Consider the following 19,063-nt stretch of genomic DNA (forward strand, 5'->3'; position numbering starts at 1 on the left):
CCCCACATGTCCCAGAGCACCGCAGCGTCCACCGCCGTCCAGGGCCCGGCCGTCCCCGCCGGCCGGCCGGTCCCGGACGATCCCACCGACGTGGCCGGCATCGTCGCGTCGATGACCCTGGAGGAGAAGCTGGCCCAGATCGTCGGCTTCTGGGACAAGGGCGACGGTGACGCGGTCGCCCCCCTGCAGGGGGCCTTCGCCGAGCCGCAGGGCCTCTACGACGTCGCCGCCCGCGGGCTCGGGCACCTCACCCGGGTCTACGGCACCCGGCCGGTGGACCCGGTCGATCGAGCCCGGTGGCTGTGGGACTTCCAGCGGTGGGTCGTCGCCAGCTCGCGCCACGGCATACCCGCCCTGGTCCACGAGGAGTGCCTGACCGGGCTGTCGGCGTGGACGGCCGCGACCTTCCCCACGCCGCTGGCGTGGGGGGCCACCTTCGACCCGGACCTCGTCCGGCGCACGGCCGGCCTGGTCGGGAGGTCGATGCGACAGCTGGGGGTCCACCAGGGGCTGGCGCCGGTGCTGGACGTCGTCCGCGACCCCAGGTGGGGCAGGGTCGAGGAGACGATCTCCGAGGATCCCTACCTCGTGGCGACCGTCGGGACCGGGTATGTCGAGGGGCTGCAGTCAGAGGGCGTGCACGCGACGCTCAAGCACTTCGTGGGTTACTCGGCCTCGCAGGCCGGGCGCAACTTCGCCCCGGTCCACGCCGGCCAGCGCGAGCTCCAGGACGTGCTCATGATGCCCTTCGAGATGGCGGTCGTCGAGGGTGGCGTCCGCTCGATCATGCACTCCTACACCGAGATCGACGGGATCCCGGTGGCCGCGGACCCCGACCTGCTCACCGGTGTCCTGCGTGATCGGTGGGGCTTCGACGGGACCGTGGTGGCCGACTACTTCGGGGTGGCCTTCCTGCACCTGCTCCACCACGTCGCGGCCGACCTCGGCGAGGCGGCCGGCCAGGCGCTGCTCGCGGGCGTGGACGTCGAGCTGCCCACCGGCGACGCCTACCTGGCCCCGCTCGCCCACGCCGTGCGCTCCGGGGCGGTCGAGGAGTCGCTCGTGGACCGGGCCTGCACCCGGGTCCTGGAGCAGAAGGCCGAGCTCGGGCTGCTCGGCGCGACCTTCGAGGACGAGCCCCCGACGCGGGTCGAGCTCGACGGCCCCGAGCACCGGGCCGCGGCCCGGCAGCTGGCCGAGGAGTCGATCGTGCTGCTGTCCAACGACGGGACGCTGCCGCTGGCCGCCCCCGGCCGGGTCGCGGTGGTCGGTCCCAACGCCGACCGGCTCGCCGCGCTGTTCGGGTGCTACTCCTTCGTCAACCACGTCATCCCGCAGCACCCGGGCACCGAGCCCGGCATCGTCGCCCCGACCGTGCGGGAGGCCCTGGTCGCCGAGTGGCCGGAGGCGGACCTGGCCTACGCGTGGGGCTGCGACGTCGACTCCGAGGACGTGTCCGGCATCGAGCAGGCCGTGGCCGCCGCCCGCGACGCCGAGGTGGCCGTCGTCGTCGTCGGGGACAGCTCCGGGCTCTTCGGCCGGGCCACGTCGGGGGAGGGCTGCGACCGGGACGACCTGGAGCTGCCCGGCGTGCAGCGCCGGCTCGTGGAGGCCGTGCTGGCCACGGGCACGCCCGTGGTGCTCGTGCTCGTCACCGGCCGGCCGTACGCCGTCGACTGGGCGGTGGAGGCCTGCGCCGCCGTGGTCCAGGCGTTCTTCCCCGGCGAGGAGGGGGCCGGGGCCGTCGCCGGGGTGCTGTCCGGGCGGGTCAACCCCTCTGGGCACCTGCCGGTCAGCATCCCCCGCTCGGCCGGCAGCCAGCCCTACACCTACCTGCACCCGCCGCTCGGCGGGGACACGGACGTCACCAACCTCTCCAGCCGGCCGGCCCTGCCTTTCGGCCACGGGCTCTCCTACACCAGCTTCGAGCTCGCCGACCTCGAGGTCCGGGCGGGGTCGACGGCCGACGACGTCGAGGTGACCGTGCGGATCAGCAACACCGGTCACCGTGCTGGCGAGGACGTGGTCCAGGTCTACGTCCGCGACCTGGTCGCCTCGGTGACCAGGCCGGTGGCCCAGCTCGTGGGCTACGCCCGGGTGACCCTCGAGCCGGGGGAGTCGCGCCTGCTCACGCTCCTGGTTCCGCCCGCACGCCTGTCCTTCACCGGCCGGGACCGACGCCGGATCGTCGAGCCCGGCGAGGTCGACCTGTGGGTCGGGGACTCCGTCGCCGACCGTCGGCTGCTGCGCACCGTCACGCTCACCGGTGGGGTGCACGAGGTGGGGCTGCACGACCGGCGACGGACGACGGTCGAGGTGGCCGACGGGACGGGCACGGGGCGGTCCACCGACGTCCGGTGACAGCACCAAGGCGGCCCCTGGCCGCGGCCGGGTCGTGTGCGGGCAGGCGGCCGTGATCCTGCGGTCGACCTCCCGATCGACCACCTGCTGAGCTGGAGCCGGGTCACCGCCCGTAGACGGTGGAGTGCGGTCTCCTCGGTTCAGCCGACCTCGAGCACGAGCATGCTCCAGGACGCCGGCGGCAGCCGGGCGGACAGGGTGCCGTCCCGCACGGACGCGTCGGGGTGCTCACGGGGGACGACACGATCAGGGTCGTCCTGGGTGTTGACGGCGGTCAGGTCCTTGTCGGCCAGGACGACCGCCTCGACCAGGGTGCCGCCGCCGAACCCGTGCAGGCTCGTGCTGAACGACACCTCCTCGGACGGGTGACGGTTCACCACCAGGACCGTGAGCCGCCCGTCGTCGGCGTCGTAGGTCGCGACCGGATCCAGCACCGGGACCGGGCCGTACCGCTCGGTCGCGAGGGTCGGCGCGTCCAGGCGGACGTCCAGCACCGTCCCTCGGGCGTGCCGTGCGGTGAGGGCGAACGGGTGGAAGATCGTCTGCCGCCAGGCCGGCCCGCCGGGCTCGGTCCGGATCGCGGAGATGGTGTTCACCAGCTGGGCCTGCGACGCGGCGGTCACCCGGTCGGCGTGCCGGAGAAGGGTGATGAGCAGGGACCCCACGACCACCGCGTCCAGGACGGTGTAGGGCTCCTCGCTCGTGCGGGGCGCCACGGTCCAGTCCTGCGGCAGCCCGCCCCGCCCGTCCATGAGCTCCTCGAGGTACCAGACGTTCCACTCGTCGAAGCTGACGTCGATGCGTCGGTCCGAGCCCAGGCGGGCACCCACGTGGTCGGCGGTGGCGGTGACCTGGTCGATGAAACGGTCCATGTCCACCGCGGAGGCCAGGAAGCTGGCGTGGTCGTCCCCGTGCAGCTGGTAGTAGGCGTGCGCGGAGATGTGGTCGACCACCTCGTAGGTGTGCTCGAGGACGGTGGCCTCCCACGCGCCGAAGGTCGGCATGGCCCGGCTGGAGGACCCGCAGGCGACGAGCTCGAGATGCGGGTCGAACTGGCGCATCGCACGGGCCGTCACCGCGGCCAGACGGCCGTAGTCGTCCGCGCTCTTGTGACCCAGCTGCCACGGGCCGTCCATCTCGTTCCCGAGGCACCAGATCCGCACGTCGTGAGGGTCCGTGGCCCCGTGCCGGATGCGCAGGTCGGAGAGCGCGGTGCCGCCGGGGTGGTTGGTGTACTCGAGCAGGTCGACGGCCTCCTGCAGGCCGCGCGTGCCCAGGTTCATCGCCAGCATGGGCTCGACGCCAGCCTTGCGGGCCCACCGCATGAACTCGTTGAGGCCGAACTCGTTGGACTCGATGGTGCGCCACGCCGGATCCAGCCGCGTCGGGCGGTCCTGGACCGGTCCCACTCCGTCCTCCCACCGGTACCCGGAGACGAAGTTGCCCCCGGGGTAGCGGATCGTCGTCACCCCGAGCTCACGGACCAGGTCGAGCACGTCCCCGCGCAGGCCGTCGTCGTCGGCGGTGGGGTGCCCGGCTCGTAGATGCCGGTGTAGACGCACCGACCCATGTGCTCGACGAAGGAACCGAAGACCCTGCGGTTGATCGGTGCGACGACGAACGCCGGGTCGACCGACAGTCGCGCCTGCTGCATACCTCACCTCCCGGTGGCTGGGGGGACGGGCGCGTGCGCGACCCGCCCGGGTCCGGTCCCAGTCTGCACGGTGGTCGGCCCCGGAGGGGCGGACGTGCCGTCCTCGCGCGGATCGGTCTCCGGGCCGGCTCCCGGGTCGGGCGTCCTCGCCAGGTCGCGCACCGCGCGGGTGACGGCGGGACGTACGTCCAGGGCGGGGTCCACCGTCAGGCGGTGCAGGAGCAGTCCGTCCGCGAGGGCCATGAGGGCCCGGGTCGCGGGCCGGGGGTCCTCGATACCCACGTCGGTGACGATGTCCTCGGTCCACCGCTCGAACTCGTGGCGCTGCCGCCGCAGCGGCTCCCCGAGCTCGGGGTCGGCGGCCAGCTCGAGGAAGAGCGCGTAGCGCGCCCGGGTCCGTGCGGCGAACCGACCCGACTGCAGCTCGATCATGGCGCACAGGCCGTCGACCAGCGCGTCGACCCCCGTGATCGGGGGCATCCCGGCCGGGCCGAGGTCGGACCGCTCGCGCTCGGCGATCCAGTCCACGACGCCCTCCAGCAGGGCGCGCCGGGTGCGGAACCAGTTCGACGTCGACCCGCGGGGCAGTCCGGCACGTTCGTCGACCCGCGCGTGGCTCAACGCCCGCACCCCCCGTCGACCCAGCAGCTCCACGGCCGCCTCGAGGGCGCGTTCCCGTGTACCAGCGGGCATGGACACCTTCCTCTCCGAGTCCTACTATGAACATAGTAGTTACGCGCTCGAAGAAGGTCGCCATGGACACGCCCCAGCCCTCCGTCGCAGGACCCGCCGACGGGACGGAGTGGTCCCCGCCGCTGCCGGAGGCACCCGGCTTCGCCCACGTCGTCGTGGAGACGCCGGGTCTGCGCACGCACCTCGCCGAGATCGGCGAGGGGGAGCCCGTCGTGCTGCTGCACGGCTTTCCCCAGCACTGGTGGCAGTGGCGCGCCGTGGCCCCGGCGATCGCCGCGGAAGGCTACCGGGTCCTGTGCCCGGACCTGCGCGGGGCCGGGTGGACGGAGGCCGACGCCCCGGACGTCGGGCGCGAGTCCCGCCTGGGCGACCTGCTCGCCCTCCTGGCCGCCCTGCACCTCGACCGGGTCCACGTCGTCTCCCACGACATGGGTGCCATCACCGCGATGCAGCTGACCTACGACCGTCCCGATCGGGTGCGGACGGCGGTGCAGCTCTCGGTGCCGCCGGGGTTCATGAGCTTCAGCCCGAAGGTCCTCCCCGGTTTCCGGCACCTGCCCCCGTTCATCTGGCACCGGGCCGGGACCCCGCTGGAGGGGGTCTTCTCCGCCAGCTACGTGGCGCGCCCGATGGCGCCTGACGTCGAAGAGGCCCACCTCGCCCCGCTCCGCCGCCCCGAGGTCGACGGCGCCGTGCGCCGGCTCACCCGCGGGATGCTCCTGCCCGAGGGCCTGCGGATGGCCCGCGGCGTCTACCGCCGCCGACGGCTCACGGTGCCGACCCGCTTCGTCTTCGGCCTGCGCGACCGGTACTGGAACGAGGAGATCATGGGACTGGTCTGCGGGGACCCGGACAGGTATGCCGACCGCGCGGACTTCGCGTACGTCCCCGGCGCGGCGCACTTCATCACCGACGACGCTCCCGAGGCGGTGGCCGGGCTCGCGCTCGACTGGTTCGACCGGGCGGGTTGACGACCAGGTCGGCTGACGACCGCACCCCCCGGACGTCTGCCCGGTGCGGCCCCCGAGAGCCGGTGCCATCATCACCGTATGGCGCAGCACACGCCGGACGACCACCTGGCCTCGGCGGAGCGGGCCTGGCGGTGGGTCCTGGACCAGGTCCGCCGGGACGACGGCCCCTGGATCCCCTGGCACGTGGACGGTGACGCGACCCTCCGACCGCCCTGGGACCGCGACGGGATGCACAGCGGGGTCGGCGGTCTGGCCCACGCGCTGGCCGAGATCCGGCTGCTGCGCACCTGGTCCGGCGAGGAGCGGGATCTCGCGCAGGGCATCGCGGACCGGGTGCGCCGGGCCGTGCCCGGGGAGCAGGACTGCTCGTTCTTCGACGGGCTGGTCAGCCACCTCGGGGTGCTCACCGCGCTGGGCGACCCCGGTGGTGCCGCGACGGCGGTGACCCGGCTGCTGGCCGTGGCGGGCCCCGCGGGCTGGCCGATGCGACCCCTCGAGGACGAGCGCATCGGTGCGGGGGCCACGAGCAACGACCTGACCCTCGGCACCGCCGGCGTGCTGCTCGGAGCCCTGTGGGGGCTGCGGAAGGGAGTGCCCGGTTCCCTCGACCTGGCAGACCGCGCTGCCGGGATCCTGCTCGCCGAGGCCGAGCAGGAGGAGGTCGGTCTGACCTGGCGGATGGTGCCTCCGCGTCACGTCGACGGCCCGTCGGGGGAGATGCCCAACCTGTCCCACGGTGTCGCCGGCGTCGCCACCGCCCTGGCTCTCGCCGGGTGCGAGCTGGAGCGCCCCGACCTCCTGGCCGCGGCCGAGGCGGGGGCCGCGCACCTGGTCTCCCTCGCCGACCAGGTCACCCCCGGGCTCACGGTCCCGTGCACGATCCGGCCTCGCCCCCGGGAGGACGACGGTCCCGCCTTCGGGTGGTGCCACGGCAGCGCCGGCACCTCGCTGCTGTTCCTCGCCCTGCAGCGGGCCGGGACCGCCGAGGTCGCGGCCCGGCCCCCGCTGGTCTGGCACCGCCGTTGTCTGTATGCCGTGCGCCACTCCGGAGTGCCCGCGCGGGTCCGCCCCGGCTTCTGGGACAACGACGGCCGCTGCTGCGGGACGGCGGGCGTGGGTGAGGTCTTCCTGGACGCCTGGCAGCGCGAAGGTCGTGCGGATGACCTCGGGTTCGCCGTCCGGCTCGCCGACGCCCTCCTCGAGCGGGCCGTGCACGACGGTCCGCACACGTACTGGCGATTCGTGGAGCACCGGGCCGCCGATCCGCTGCTGCCGCCCGGCGTGGGGTGGATGCAGGGTGCCGCGGGGATCGCTGCTCACCTGTTCCGGGTGGGTCGCGTCCTGCGGGAGGGGAGCGGGGCCGCCACGGTCGCACGGATGGACAACTGGTGGGCGGTGGAGCCGCCAGGGTGACCCGGTGGGGGCGCGACAGCCAGGCTCGCGACGCGTGCCTGGTCGTGGCGCGGCACGGTGCGGCGTGACCTGGTGTCAGGGCAGGAACGTCCCGACGACCCGCTCGGCGGTCTCGGTGCCGATCAGCCGACCGTCCTCCATGCCGTCCGGAAGTGGAAGCCCAGGAAGATGCGGCCGTCGACGACGTCGTTCAGCCAGGCGTCCTCGGAGTCGTAGTGCCGGGACGTGCCGGTGACCCGGGACTCGACCACGGTGTCCACATCGCCTTCGCCGTACAGGGCCTCGAGGGCACCGGCGAACGCCGCCGCTGAGGCAGGCGTGGCCGCTGGGATACTCGGGGTACGGCGGGCTGGGCCGCAGCGAGACCCACGTCGGGTCGGCGGTGGTTGCCGGGTTCCCGTCCTCGTCGGCCCGGTGGATCGCGGTCACCGGCCGCCAGTAGTTCGCCTCGTACTTGGCCGCCCAGCAGACGATCAGCGCGTCGGCCCCGGCCACGTTCGCGGCCGCCAGCATGCGTGCGGACTCCACGATGTCCAGGTCGTGGCGGACAGCCCGGTCGCGCATGGCGTCCTGGTACTGACGCGGTGGGTGGTCGGTGAAGAACAGCCCGGTCTCGGTCTGCTGCGTGGTGCGCAGCGAGCCGGTCGCCGCGCCCATCGTGCGCGCCTCCTGGAAGTCCAGGGCGTAGGCGGCGCTGTCGATCGGGTCCGGTCCGTCGATCCCCAGGTCGGCCCCGGCCTCGAGGACGATCGGGGTGACGAAGGCCAGCCACGGCGCCTGCATCTCACCGGACCCGGTGGGCACCCACATCCCCGGCGGGGGGTCCGGTGGACGCGGCAGGGTGATCGGTGCGTCGAGCTCGGAGTCGTCCCGGGTGCCCAGCAGCGCGGCGGCAGCGTCCTGGCCGGCCCGCACCCCGTGCACCGTGCCCACACCCTTGGGTCGGCTGTCGAGGAATGCCTGGTAGTCGGCCGACAGGGCTGCCGCGGAGCTGGGGAAGTAGTGGCTCAGGACGTCGTGAGCCGCGGTGACGGCCGCGACGTCGGAGGAGGCGTGGGCCTTGGCCGGACGCTGCGGCGCGGTGGCGGTCCCACCGCCCTCCACGGTGACCACGGCGTTGTAGACGGCCGTGGAGACCAGCCCCAGGTAGAACTGGGCCACCGGCGGCGGTTGACCGCCCTCGGTCACGATCGTACGGAACGCGACGGCGTTCCAGTCCAGGACTGCGGCCGGGTCGTCGGTGACCGGCGGGCCCTGGGGGCCGGGGGCGGCCACCGCCGGGGTCACCGTCACCAGGAGCCCGACGGCGGTCACGGTGGTCAACCGGCTCAGTGCGGTGCGACGGTTCATGCGAGGGTCTCCTCCCAGCGCGGATGATGACTCCCACGGTCCTCGCCCCGCTGTGACGCACGCCATACGCAGAAGCGCGTATGGCGTCCCGCCCCCGGCACCGTGCTCCGCCGACCAGGGCTCACGGGGGTGCGCGGGCGCAGGTTCTACATCGGTCCTGTGACCGCCGCTCCCGGGCCTGGTCCGGCCTTGACCTCACCGCAGCGACGGCACTCCAGGACCTTCTCGCCGTGGGCGGCGATCTTCCAGGAATGGCCGAGCCTGAGCCAGCAGGCGACCTTCTTCCGGTTCATGTCTCATGGTGGCACTGCACCGGTGAACACCACAACGGTCGATGACGGCAGACGGTCGATCGCGCCAGACATGCGAGGTCGAGCCACCTGGAGCGGTGCGACAGGGACGCCCGCACCGCGGCAGCCGTGCGGTCCCGGTCAGGTGTCGAGCAGCCAGCTCTGGACGACACCGTGAGCGACGAAGCAGGGCCGGCGGTGGTCGTCACGCCCGCTGCGTCGCGGGTTGCGTGCGTGCACGGGTTTCCGGCGACACCCAGGATGACGCCAGCCCGACGGAGAGGGTCGGCGTGGGCGTGCGCTGCTCGCGGTGGGTGACCCCGTCGGCTAACAACCCTGGCTGTGCCGATGCGCGAAGTCGCGGATCATCGCGGCGTGGATGCCGGCACGCTGAGGGGTGATGGGCGCGAAGTGGTCGGCGCTGGGACAGATGCCGAGCTCGCCCTGGGGCAGGGACCGGTAGAGCGACACGGCCAGATCGAGCCGGCCTTCCTGGTCGTCGCGGTCACCGGCGAAGACGAGCGTGGGCGCCTGGATGCCGCCGATCTCCTCGGCGGTGAGCCCCGCGTAGTCGAGCCACATCGACGCGGTCTGGTGCAGCAGGGCCGTCCACCGTGCCTCTCCACCCGGGTGCCAGGCCTTCACCACCCCAGCGAAGTCGCCGAGCTGCGCGTCGACCTGGGCCAGGTCCGGCACGCCGGCCTCGTCGGCTCCCAGGAACGCCCGGGACTGCTCCCGCAGCCCGGTGCTGACGAAGTCCGGGTAGGCGGCGCCGACGATGAGGGCGCCTGCCACCCCGGGGTGACGCACAGCCAGCTCCAGCGCGACCTGACCCCCGTCGCTGTAGCCCCCCACCACCGGGAGGAACAGCCCAAGCGAGGCGACGAGCACCGCGACATCGTCGGCGATCTGGGCGTACGAGAGAGTTCCGCCCGGGTTGGTCGACCGGCCGTGCCCGCGACTGTCGGGGGTGATGACGCGAAGATGATCGACGAGGTCGGGCAGGAGCGGCTCCCACATCGCGCTGGAGGCCAGCCCACCGTGGATCAGCACCACCGGCGCTCCTGAGCCCCGCTCCTCGTAGTACAGCGACGCTCCGTCCACATCGACGGAACCGCTCGTCACGGGCGGCTGAGCGTCCACGACCTCCACGGTATCCCGACCCTGGCGCCGGCGACAGGGGCCGGCGCAGGTTCCGTGGGTGCGTCGCGCCTGTAGGGAGAGGCGGACCGCCGGTCGGCTCAGCCCGGCGGCGGGCTGGTCGAGGCGCGCTCGACCAGTCGCGTCTGCAGTCGCGCGTGCGTGGGGTCTGGGTCCTCGCCCGCGAGCATCGCCAGCAGCATGCTCAGCGCGGTGCGGCCCATCGCCCGCAGCGGCTGGGCGACCGTGGTCAGCGGAGGGCCGGCCAGGGCCGACTCCGGCACGTTGTCGAAGCCGACGACGGACAGGTCTTCGGGCACACCCAGCCCCAACGACCGGGCGACCTCGACGGTCCGGATGGCCATGAGGTCGTTGGCCGCGAAGACCGCGGTCGGGCGGTCGCGGCGGTCCAGCAGCAGCCGGGCCGGGGCGACGGCCGACTCGGAACGGTAGGAACCGGTGGCCAGCAGCGTCTCGTCGACCTCAAGGCCGGCGGACGCCATCGCCTGCCGGAAACCCTGCTCGCGCAGCCGGGCCGACTCCAGGTCCTCACGACCCCGGATCATGCCGATCCTGGTGTGTCCCAGGCCGATCAGGTGCTCCACGGCGGAGCGGGCGCCGCCGACGTTGTCAGAGTCCACGGTGGGAACGTCGCTGCTGCCGGTGTGCGGGTCGATCGCCACGACCGGCACAGCGCTGCCCGGCTCGATGACGGTGGGGGTGACGATGATCGCCCCGTCCAGGAGCGTCCCGCCGAGGCGGCGCAGCGACCGCCGCTCCCAGCCGACCGTCTCCCCGTGGGTGGCGCCGGCGAAGGCGAGCAGCTCGTAGTCGGTGTCCGCCATGGCGTCCGAGACGCCCTTGAGCAGCTCGGTGCTGAACGGCTCGAACTCGGCGACCAGCACTCCGAGGATCCCCGTGCGCGAGCTGCGCAGGCTGCGGGCGCCCAGGCTGGTCTCGTAACCGAGCTCGGCGATGACCCCGTGGACCCGGGCGGTCGTGGCTGCGGCCACGCCGTAGCGGCCGTTGACCACCTTGGAGACGGTCGCCACCGAAACGCCGGCCGCCCGCGCCACGTCCTCCATGCGCACCCGGCCGTTGGTCACCATGGCGTCATTATCTGCCTCCGGCGTGGCGGGCCCGCAGAGGCAGGTCCCGCCACGCCGGAGCGATCCACGATCGGCTCAGCGCCCGCGCGGGGTGCGCGGGGAGACGCCGGGGGCCGCCTCCCGCAGCGACTCGAGCATCGCGTGGTAGGCGGGCTTGGGCGTGAGGTCGTCGAAGAAGATCGTGGCCCATTCCTCGGGGAAGACGTCCGGGACCCACGAGTTGGAGTCGGGGAATCCCCACACCGTGAAGGAGGTGCACGACGGCACCGCCAGGCAGGCCTCGAGCATCGCGTCGTGCCGCTCGGCGTGCAGGGCGACCTGCTCGTCGGTGGGCACCCCGGTCTCCTCGTCGATCGGCATCCGCACGTCGGCCTCGGTCACCGCCACGTCCAGCCCCAGGGCGGCGAACCGCTCGAAGTTGGCCTGCATCGAGGTGTCGAAGCCGTACATCAGGCTCAGGTGCCCCTGGGCGCCGAAGCCGTGCAGCGGCACGCCGTCGGCGAGCAGCTCCTGGGCCAGCGCGTAGTAGGCGTCGGTCTTGGTGTTGATCCCCTCGGCGTTGTAGTCGTTGAGGAAGAGACGGGCCTCCGGGTCGGCCTCGTGCGCCCACCGGAACGTGTCGCCGATGAGCGCGACCGGGTCGTCGGCGCAGGCGGCCAGGAAGGGGTTGGCCCCGGTGCGCAGGCGAACACCGCCGGCGTCCCAGTCGTCCTGGAAGATCTCGTTGGCGACGTCCCACTCGTAGATCTCGCCGGCGTAGCGCCCGACGACGGTGCGGACGTGGTCCTCCAGCACGTCGCGGGCCTCGTCGCAGGTCCAGTCGGCAGCGGCGTCGCTCACCCACTGCGGGTTCTGGCTGTGCCACAGGAGCGTGTGACCGCGCACCTCCTGCTGGTTGACCCGGGCGAACTCCATGAGGGCGTCGGCCCCGCTGAAGTCGTAGACGTCCGGCTCGGGGTGGATCTCCGCCCACTTCATGTCGTTCTCGGGCGTGATCGAGCCGAACTCCCTGGCGAGCACCCGCTGGTGGTCGCTCGGGTCCTTCCTGTCGTAGTTCAGCAGGTCACGCTGGCCCCAGACGGCGCTGCCGATCTCCAGGTCCTTGGGCGCCTGCCGTCGCAGCGTGTCCTGGTGCCCCCTGGCGTTCTCGGGCGGGGCCGCGGCCTGCTGGCGGTCCTTGGCGTGGTCCGGCGGGGCGGCGGTCGCGGCGGGCGCGGCCGCAGCGGCCGCCAGGGCGGTCGTGGCCGCGGCCACGACGATGGATCGGGTGAGGTGTCGCACTGTTCTCTCCTTCGAGTGGTGGTGGGTGGTGCGAGTCGGGGTATGCGGTGCCCGCCGGCGGGTGCACGGCTGCGGCGGGCGCACGGATCAGGCGGGGTCGGGGTGCAGCCGGGCGAGGAGGTGGTCGGCCCCGGGCGTGAGCTCGACGGTGGCGGCCTCCGTGCCTCCGGGGAGGCGCACGGCGTACCGGCCGTGCCAGCCCGAGAGGGGGACGCGACCCTGCGCGTCGGTGCGCGCGGTGGTGGGGGAGAGCCACCACTCCTCCTTGACCAGGCGGCGGAGCGCCTCGTACGCGGGCTTCGGGGTGCCGTCGGCGCGGACCAGCCCGGCCGGCGCGTTCAGCCAGGCACCCTGGTCCCACAGCCCCCACCAGGTGAGCGACTCCACGCTCGGGTGGGACAGGACGGTCCGGTAGTGCTGCTCGAGCTCCTGCGCCTGGCGGGCCTCACCCTCGGGCGTGCTCGGCCAGCCGCCGGGCTCGACGACGTGGTCGTTGAGGTCGACGACGTCCTCCGGCATGAGGTCGCCGGAGACCAGCGTGGTCTCGGTCAGGTGCAGGGGCAGGCCGTAGCGGGAGAACCGCTCGAGCACCTCCAGGGTCTTCTCGGTGCCCCACCAGCCCTGGTGCATGTGGCTCTGCAGCCCGAGGGCGTCGACCTGGATGCCGGCGTCCAGGACGCCCTCGACGAGGGTGTCGTAGGCGGTGGACAGGTCGAAGTCGTTGAGCAGCAGGGTGGCCGAGGGGTTCGCGGCCCGGGCGGTCTCGAAGGCCAGCCGGACCATGCCGATGCGGCCCAGGCGACGGGCGAGCGGGGTGACCGCGTTGTCCTCGGCGGTGAACACGGGCATGATCACGACCTCGTTGATCGCGTCCCAGGTGTCGACCAGCCCGGCCAGGTCGCTGACCTCGCGGGTGATCCGCTCCCGCAGCAGCCGCTCCACCTCCTCCGGGTCGCGGCCCAGCAGCCAGCCGGGCGCGAGGGTGTGCCAGACCAGGGGGTGCCCCTTCACCCGGACCCCTCGCTCGCGGAACCAGCGGGCACCCTCCCGGAGCCGCTCGGTCTGCGGGCGACCCTGGGTCGGCTCGAACTGCTGCCAGTAGAAGGGCAGGGTCGCGGTGTTGAACAGCTCCAGCCACTGGGTGGCCGTCCGCCCGTGCTCACCGTCAGGCTCCTCGGCGCCGGCCGTGGAGTCCCCGCCACTGGCGTGCGGTCCGGCCGACGGGTCGGGCGGGAGGAGCTCGAAGCCGGCGCAGCCGAAACCGAAGGCGTGGTCCACCTGCGCCAGCACGACGTCGGTGTCCACCAGCGGGCGACCCGTGCTGTCGCGGACCTCGAGCGTGGCCGAGGCGGTCCGGTGGGCCAGGCTGGGGTCGGGCCGCGGGGACCGGAGAGCAAAGGGCGGTCCCAAGGGGGGTCCACTGGCCATGGATGCGCTCCATCATTGGTTGCGTCACAAAACTATCGGGAAGAAACTAACCCGGGACACGCCTCCGTGCAACAGGTCGCGATGCGTAGGCTGGCCCCATGCACCCGGTCCCCGCGACGGTCCCGTCGGCTCCCTCGGCCTCCCCGCCGGTCCCGGGACCGGCCCAGGTGTCGACGCTGCCGGTCCTGGCCCACCAGTCGACCCTGCGCGAGGCCAACCTCGCCGTCGTGCTGCGGGCGGTGTGCGCCGCGGAGGAGCCGCCGTCCCGGGCGGGCGTGGCGGCGGCGACCGGGCTGACCCGCTCGACGGTCTCCCGCCTGGTCGACGAGCTGGTCGCGGGCGGCCTGCTGCAGGAGGGGGCAGCCCTGCTGGCGGGGCCGGGACGGCCGGCCACCCCGTTGCTGCCCTCCTCCCGGGTGTGCGCGGTCGGGCTGCAGGTCAACGCCGCGCACGTCGCGGCACGGCTCCTCGACCTGCGGGGGCGGGTGGTCGCCGAGTCCCGCTCCGAGCCCGACCTCGTCGGCTCCGAGCCCGCCACCGGCCTGGCCCTGCTCGGCGAGCACCTGAGCGACGTGCTTGCCGCCGCACCGCCGGACGGTCGCGTGCTGGGGGCCGGCCTCGCCCTGCCCGGTGTCGTGGACGCCTCGGGCGAGCGGCTCCTGCGCGCCCCCAACCTCGGCTGGCGGGACGTCGCCCCCGGGACGGGCCTGCGGGACCGGCTCCACGGCATACCCCTGAGCCTGGCCAACGAGGCCAACCTCGCGGCGCACGCGTTCGCCCAGCCCGCGCCGGGGCGGCGGGGGCGCTCGGGGCACTTCGTCTACGTCTCGGGGGAGATCGGCATCGGCGGTGCGGTGGTCACCGACTGGCGCGTGCAGACGGGGCTGCACGGGTTCGCCGGGGAGATCGGGCACATGCCGTTCCGCCCGGGCGGGGACCCCTGCCCGTGCGGGTCGGACGGGTGCCTGGAGCGGTATGCCGGTCGCCTCGCCATGACCCGGCGCGCCGGGTTGCCCCCCGGCACCACGCTCGCCGAGCTGGACCGGCTGGCCGAGGAGGGGCACGCGGCCGCGCGGGAGGCGATCGACCTGGCCGCCGAGGCGCTCGGGGTGGTCCTCGCCGGCGTGGTCAACCTGCTCGACGTGCCCACGATCGTGCTCGGCGGGGAGATCGGCGACCTGGCCGACCGGCTCACCCCCACCGTGACCGAGCGGCTGCGGGCCCGGGTCATGGCCGCCGACCTCATGCCCCTGGAGGTCGTCCGCGACGCCGACGACGTCCCCGGCGCCACGGGCGGGGCGCTGCTGCACCTGAGCCGGGTCGTGGCCGGACCGGCCGCCCACCTGGCCGCCTGAGAGACCGCCCGCAGTCCCGGACCGAGGACGGCCGCCGTGATGGCGGCCGGAGAGGAGACCCGTGCACACCGACCTGCCCCTGGAGCAGCTGCTGACGTACCGGCCGCAGGTGGCCGAGCCGGAGGACCTCGACGCGTTCTGGGCGGACACCCTGGCCCGGGCTCGGGCCGCCGGTGGTGAGGCCACGAGCGTGCCGGTCGACACCCCGGTGACCGCCCTGCGGATCGAGGACGTCACCTTTCCCGGGTTCGACGGCGAACCGGTGCGGGCCTGGTTCGTCGCGCCGCCCGTGGACGGACCGCTGCCCTGCGTCGTGGAGTTCCTCGGCTACGGCGGGGGCCGGGGCCTGCCGCACGAGCGGCTGACGTGGGCCGCGGCCGGCTACGCCCACCTGGTCATGGACACCCGTGGTCAGGGCTCGACCTGGGGCAGCGGTGGGGGGACGCCGGACCCGCACGGGTCGGGGCCGGCGCACCCGGGCGTGATGACCCGGGGGATCGGGTCGCCGGAGGACTACTACTACCGCCGGCTGGTCACCGACGCCGTCCGTGCGGTCGACCACGTCCTCACCCGGGACGACGTCGACCCCGCCCGGGTCGCGGTCGTCGGCACCAGCCAGGGCGGCGGGATGGCGCTGGCCGCGGGGGCGCTGCACGACCGGGTCGCCGCGGTGGTGGCCGACGTGCCGTTCCTGTGCCACGTCGAGCGGGCGGTCACGATCACCGACGCCGCGCCGTACGCCGAGATCACCGCCTACCTCTCGGTCCACCGGGGCATGCGGGAGCAGGTGTTCCGGACGCTGTCCTACGTCGACGGGGTGGTGATGGCCCGGCGGATCACGGCGCCGACGATGGTCTCGGTCGCGCTCATGGACCAGACCTGCCCGCCCTCGACCGTCTTCGCCGCTGCCAACGCGATCCCGGAGCCGCCGACGGTGGAGGTCTACCCGTTCAACGACCACGAGGGCGGCGCGCAGGAGCAGTGGCTGCGCTCGGCCCGGTGGCTGGGGGAGGTGCTGGCGGCGCGGGGTGGCGCCGACTGACCGTCAGCCGCGTCCGTGCACGACGGCGTCGACGCCGTCGACCGACAGGAGCGTGTCGGTGACGAGGACGGAGGCCCCGACGATGCCGGCCCGCATCCCGGAGACCGAGCTGACGATGCGCAGGTGGTGCGTACCCAGGGGCAGCGACCGGCGGTAGACCGACTCCCGGATCCCGGCGAGGAGCTGCTCGCCGACTGCCGAGATGCGACCGCCGACGACGAGCACGGACGGGTTGAGCAGGGAGACGACGCCGGCCAGGACCGAGCCGATGTCGCGCCCGGCGTCGCGCACCGCCTGGATGGCCGAGGTCTCGCCGGCCCGCACGAGGGCCACGACGTCGTTCTGGTCCTGCACGTCCGCCCCCCGCTCGCGCAGCAGGCGCGCCACGGCGGCGCCGGAGGCCACGGCCTCCAGGCACCCCAGGTTGCCGCAGGAGCACAGGGTCTGGTTGCCGTCCGGCACGGCCACGTGGCCCAGGTCGCCGGCGGCACCCTGGGCGCCGCGCTGCAGGGCGCCGCCGCTGATGATCCCGGCCCCGATGCCGGAGGCCACCTTGACGAAGACCAGGTCGTCCACGTCGCGGTAGCGCTCGGCGTGCTCGCCCAGGGCCATGATGTTGACGTCGTTGTCCACCAGGACCGGCCCGGGCAGGGTCCGGCCCAGGAAGCCGGGCACGTCGAAGCGGTCCCACCCGGGCATGACCGGCGGGCTGACCGGCTGGCCGGTGGAGAACTCGACCGGCCCGGGCAGACCGATCCCGGTGCCGGCGACGTCGTCGAGCGAGCGGCCGGCGCGCTCCAGCAGGCGCGCGGCCAGGGCGGTGGTCCTGCGCAGCACCGGCTCCGGCCCGTCGGCGATCCGCAGGTCCTCCAGGTCCTCGGCCAGGACCCGGTTGGTCAGGTCGGTGACCGCGACGTGGACGTGGCTGACCCCGAGGTCGACGCCGACGACGACCCGGCTGGAGGGGTCGAAGACGAAGGTCACCGCGGGCCGCCCGCCGCTGGAGCTGGCCTCACCGGTGGGGACCACCAGGCCGGTGGTGAGCAGCTCCTCGAGGCGCCCCGCGACGGTGGAGCGGGCCATGCCGCTGGCCGAGACCAGGTCGGCCCGGGTGCGCGGCTCCCCGTCGCGCAGCAGCTGGAAGAGCGATCCGGGGCTGCTCGCGGCGGGCGTGCCGGCGCGGGATGACGGCGCGACCGGACGGCTCGACGGCGTCCCCGCACGGGTCGGCGGCGGGGCGAGGGGGACGGGCGGGCTGGCCATGGTCGACAGTCAAGCACTCTCGGTCGGCGGCGGCCGCGGGGTCGCGGCGACGACCATTCTGCCAGCACCTCGTCCGACTTGGGGTGATCCGGGCAACACTTTTGCTTGACGCCCGACATAAGTGCCCCTAGTGTTCCCGCATGGTCACCGTCGACTCGACCCCGCCGCAGCCGCTGCTGCGCATGGCGGGCATCGTCAAGCACTTCCCGGGCGCCAAGGCGCTCGACGGGGTGGACCTCGAGGTGCTGCCCGGCGAGGTGCACTGCCTCCTGGGGCAGAACGGCGCGGGCAAGTCGACCCTCATCAAGACGCTGTCGGGCGCGCACCGCCCGGACCGGGGCGAGATCTTCGTCGACGGCGAGCCGGTCGTCATCGACTCGCCCACCGCGGCCCTCTCGCTGGGGATCGCGACCATGTACCAGGAGCTCGACGTCGTCGACGGCCTGAGCATCGCCGAGAACATCTTCCTGGGGCACGAGCTCCAGCAGGCCGGCGTCCTGCGCCGGGGCGAGGCGCACGCCCGCACCCGGGACCTGCTGCCCGGCTCGGTCACCCCGAGCTGTCGCCCGGACGCGAGGTGGGGCAGCTCTCGTCGGCGGGCAAGCAGATCGTCTCCATGGCCCGGGCGATGTCGCGCGAGGCCAAGATCATCATCATGGACGAGCCCTCCGCCGTCCTGGACCCCGAGGAGGTGGACAACCTCTTCCGGGTGGTCGAGGCGGTCCGCGCCGAGGGGGTCTCGGTCATCTACATCTCCCACCGGCTGGACGAGATCCGACGCATCGGCGACCGGGTGACCGTCCTCAAGGACGGTCGGACCGTGGCCACGAACCTCGTCGTCGAGGAGGTCACCACCGCCCAGGTCATCTCGCTGATGACCGGACGCGAGGTGGAGACCGACTTCGGCGGCAGCTCCGCCGGCCTGCAGGGCCAGGAGCCACTCCTGGAGGTCGACGGCCTGTCCCTGGCGGGCACCTTCACGGACGTCTCGTTCGTGGTCCGCCCCGGAGAGATCGTCGGCCTCGCCGGCCTCGTGGGGGCCGGACGCTCGGAGGTGCTGGAGACGGTCTACGGCGCCCGCCGGGCCACCGCCGGGCACGTGCGGGTCGCCGGTCGCGACCTCCCCCGCGGGTCGGTCCCCGCCGCCGTCGACGCGGGCGTGGGGCTGGCCCCCGAGGAGCGCAAGTCCCAGGGGCTGCTGCTGGACGAGCCGGTCTTCCGCAACGTGACGCTGTCCACCTTCGCCCGCTTCGCCCGCGGCGGACTGCTCGACGAGCGCGCCGAGCGGCGCGCCGCCGACGAGCAGATCGAGGCGCTGGGGCTGGTCCCGGCCGACCCGGACCGGGTCACCCGCACCCTCTCCGGCGGCAACCAGCAGAAGGTCATGCTCGCCCGCTGGCTCGTGCACGGCTGCTCGGTCCTGCTCCTGGACGAGCCCACCCGCGGTGTGGACGTCGGGGCCCGGGCCGAGATCTACCGCCTCATCCGGCGGCTCGCGGCCGACGGTGCCGCGATCGTCCTGGTGTCCAGCGAGCTGGAGGAGGTGCTCCAGCTCAGCGACCAGGTGCTGGTGATCGCCGACGGCCGGGCCGTGCACCAGGGCCCCGCCGACGACATCGACGAGCACCGGGTGCTCGACCTGGTCATGGAAGGAACACACGTATGACGACCACCGACGACGCGTCGAACCCCCCCCGGCGTCCCCGGACCAGC

12 protein-coding genes and 2 pseudogenes are annotated in these 19,063 nt (G+C 73.8%); 6 read left to right on the forward strand and 8 right to left on the reverse strand.

Annotated features, from left to right (window positions below; genetic code table 11):
* Positions 1-6 precede the first annotated feature (6 nt).
* Positions 7-2,361, forward strand: a complete 2,355-nt coding sequence (locus tag ACQ95T_RS07735; protein WP_425940785.1) for a glycoside hydrolase family 3 N-terminal domain-containing protein — start codon at positions 7-9, stop codon at positions 2,359-2,361.
* Between the two features lie 140 nt (positions 2,362-2,501).
* On the opposite strand, the pseudogene ACQ95T_RS07740 reads toward ACQ95T_RS07735, so the two are convergent.
* Both ACQ95T_RS07740 and ACQ95T_RS07745 read right to left on the reverse strand, forming a co-directional pair.
* Positions 2,502-4,015: pseudogene (locus ACQ95T_RS07740) on the reverse strand (alpha-N-arabinofuranosidase).
* A 3-nt stretch (positions 4,016-4,018) separates the two neighbouring features.
* Complete coding sequence (locus tag ACQ95T_RS07745) at positions 4,019-4,708, reverse strand: TetR/AcrR family transcriptional regulator (protein ID WP_425940789.1); 690 nt, start codon at positions 4,706-4,708, stop codon at positions 4,019-4,021.
* 62 nt (positions 4,709-4,770) lie between these two features.
* Here ACQ95T_RS07745 and ACQ95T_RS07750 point away from each other — a divergent pair, with 62 nt between their 5' ends.
* Both ACQ95T_RS07750 and ACQ95T_RS07755 read left to right on the forward strand, forming a co-directional pair.
* On the forward strand, positions 4,771-5,679 hold the full coding sequence (locus ACQ95T_RS07750) for an alpha/beta fold hydrolase (RefSeq protein ID WP_425940791.1): 909 nt from the start codon (positions 4,771-4,773) through the stop codon (positions 5,677-5,679).
* Between the two features lie 78 nt (positions 5,680-5,757).
* On the forward strand, positions 5,758-7,092 hold the full coding sequence (locus tag ACQ95T_RS07755) for a lanthionine synthetase LanC family protein (protein ID WP_425940793.1): 1,335 nt from the start codon (positions 5,758-5,760) through the stop codon (positions 7,090-7,092).
* A 75-nt stretch (positions 7,093-7,167) separates the two neighbouring features.
* On the opposite strand, the gene ACQ95T_RS07760 is transcribed toward ACQ95T_RS07755, so the two are convergent.
* The 5 genes from ACQ95T_RS07760 to ACQ95T_RS07780 all read right to left on the reverse strand — a co-directional run bounded on the left by ACQ95T_RS07760 (position 7,168) and on the right by ACQ95T_RS07780 (position 13,690).
* Positions 7,168-8,442 (reverse strand): vanadium-dependent haloperoxidase, encoded by a 1,275-nt coding sequence (locus ACQ95T_RS07760; protein ID WP_431473718.1) that lies wholly within the window; start codon positions 8,440-8,442, stop codon positions 7,168-7,170.
* A 617-nt stretch (positions 8,443-9,059) separates the two neighbouring features.
* Positions 9,060-9,875 carry an alpha/beta fold hydrolase gene (locus tag ACQ95T_RS07765; RefSeq protein WP_425940797.1) on the reverse strand — a complete coding sequence of 272 codons (816 nt, stop codon included), beginning with the start codon at positions 9,873-9,875 and terminating at the stop codon, positions 9,060-9,062.
* A gap of 98 nt (positions 9,876-9,973) precedes the next feature.
* The gene (locus tag ACQ95T_RS07770; protein ID WP_425940799.1) at positions 9,974-10,981 is read right to left on the reverse strand and encodes a LacI family DNA-binding transcriptional regulator; all 1,008 of its coding nucleotides are present in this window, start codon (positions 10,979-10,981) and stop codon (positions 9,974-9,976) included.
* 75 nt (positions 10,982-11,056) lie between these two features.
* The gene (locus ACQ95T_RS07775) at positions 11,057-12,262 is read right to left on the reverse strand and encodes an endo-1,4-beta-xylanase (protein ID WP_425940801.1); all 1,206 of its coding nucleotides are present in this window, start codon (positions 12,260-12,262) and stop codon (positions 11,057-11,059) included.
* Positions 12,263-12,349: 87 nt separating this feature from the next.
* Positions 12,350-13,690, reverse strand: coding sequence for an endo-1,4-beta-xylanase (locus ACQ95T_RS07780; protein ID WP_425940803.1), 1,341 nt, complete (start codon positions 13,688-13,690; stop codon positions 12,350-12,352).
* 98 nt (positions 13,691-13,788) lie between these two features.
* On the opposite strand from ACQ95T_RS07780, the gene ACQ95T_RS07785 reads away from it, so the two are divergent.
* Entirely contained in the window at positions 13,789-15,045 is a 1,257-nt protein-coding gene (locus ACQ95T_RS07785; RefSeq protein ID WP_425940805.1) for an ROK family transcriptional regulator, read from the forward strand.
* Positions 15,046-15,106: 61 nt separating this feature from the next.
* Positions 15,107-16,087: an acetylxylan esterase gene (locus ACQ95T_RS07790; protein WP_425940807.1), complete on the forward strand. Its 981-nt coding sequence runs from the start codon at positions 15,107-15,109 to the stop codon at positions 16,085-16,087.
* A 3-nt stretch (positions 16,088-16,090) separates the two neighbouring features.
* On the opposite strand, the gene ACQ95T_RS07795 is transcribed toward ACQ95T_RS07790, so the two are convergent.
* Positions 16,091-17,350 (reverse strand): ROK family protein, encoded by a 1,260-nt coding sequence (locus tag ACQ95T_RS07795; RefSeq protein WP_425940809.1) that lies wholly within the window; start codon positions 17,348-17,350, stop codon positions 16,091-16,093.
* A gap of 140 nt (positions 17,351-17,490) precedes the next feature.
* Here ACQ95T_RS07795 and ACQ95T_RS07800 point away from each other — a divergent pair.
* Positions 17,491-19,016, forward strand: a pseudogene (locus tag ACQ95T_RS07800) (sugar ABC transporter ATP-binding protein).
* Positions 19,017-19,063: the final 47 nt, after the last annotated feature.

The sequence above is a fragment of the Ornithinimicrobium carbonis genome, assembly GCF_050703245.1.
GTDB lineage: Bacteria > Actinomycetota > Actinomycetes > Actinomycetales > Dermatophilaceae > Ornithinicoccus.

Coding starts and splice junctions, on each gene's coding strand:
- ACQ95T_RS07745 (WP_425940789.1), bottom strand. CDS start 4,708: ATGCCCGCTGGTACACGGGAACGCGCCCTCGAGGCGGCCGTGGAGCTG.
- ACQ95T_RS07760 (WP_431473718.1), bottom strand. CDS start 8,442: ATGAACCGTCGCACCGCACTGAGCCGGTTGACCACCGTGACCGCCGTC.
- ACQ95T_RS07785 (WP_425940805.1), top strand. CDS start 13,789: ATGCACCCGGTCCCCGCGACGGTCCCGTCGGCTCCCTCGGCCTCCCCG.
- ACQ95T_RS07735 (WP_425940785.1), top strand. CDS start 7: ATGTCCCAGAGCACCGCAGCGTCCACCGCCGTCCAGGGCCCGGCCGTC.
- ACQ95T_RS07755 (WP_425940793.1), top strand. CDS start 5,758: ATGGCGCAGCACACGCCGGACGACCACCTGGCCTCGGCGGAGCGGGCC.
- ACQ95T_RS07780 (WP_425940803.1), bottom strand. CDS start 13,690: ATGGCCAGTGGACCCCCCTTGGGACCGCCCTTTGCTCTCCGGTCCCCG.
- ACQ95T_RS07750 (WP_425940791.1), top strand. CDS start 4,771: ATGGACACGCCCCAGCCCTCCGTCGCAGGACCCGCCGACGGGACGGAG.
- ACQ95T_RS07770 (WP_425940799.1), bottom strand. CDS start 10,981: ATGGTGACCAACGGCCGGGTGCGCATGGAGGACGTGGCGCGGGCGGCC.
- ACQ95T_RS07795 (WP_425940809.1), bottom strand. CDS start 17,350: ATGGCCAGCCCGCCCGTCCCCCTCGCCCCGCCGCCGACCCGTGCGGGG.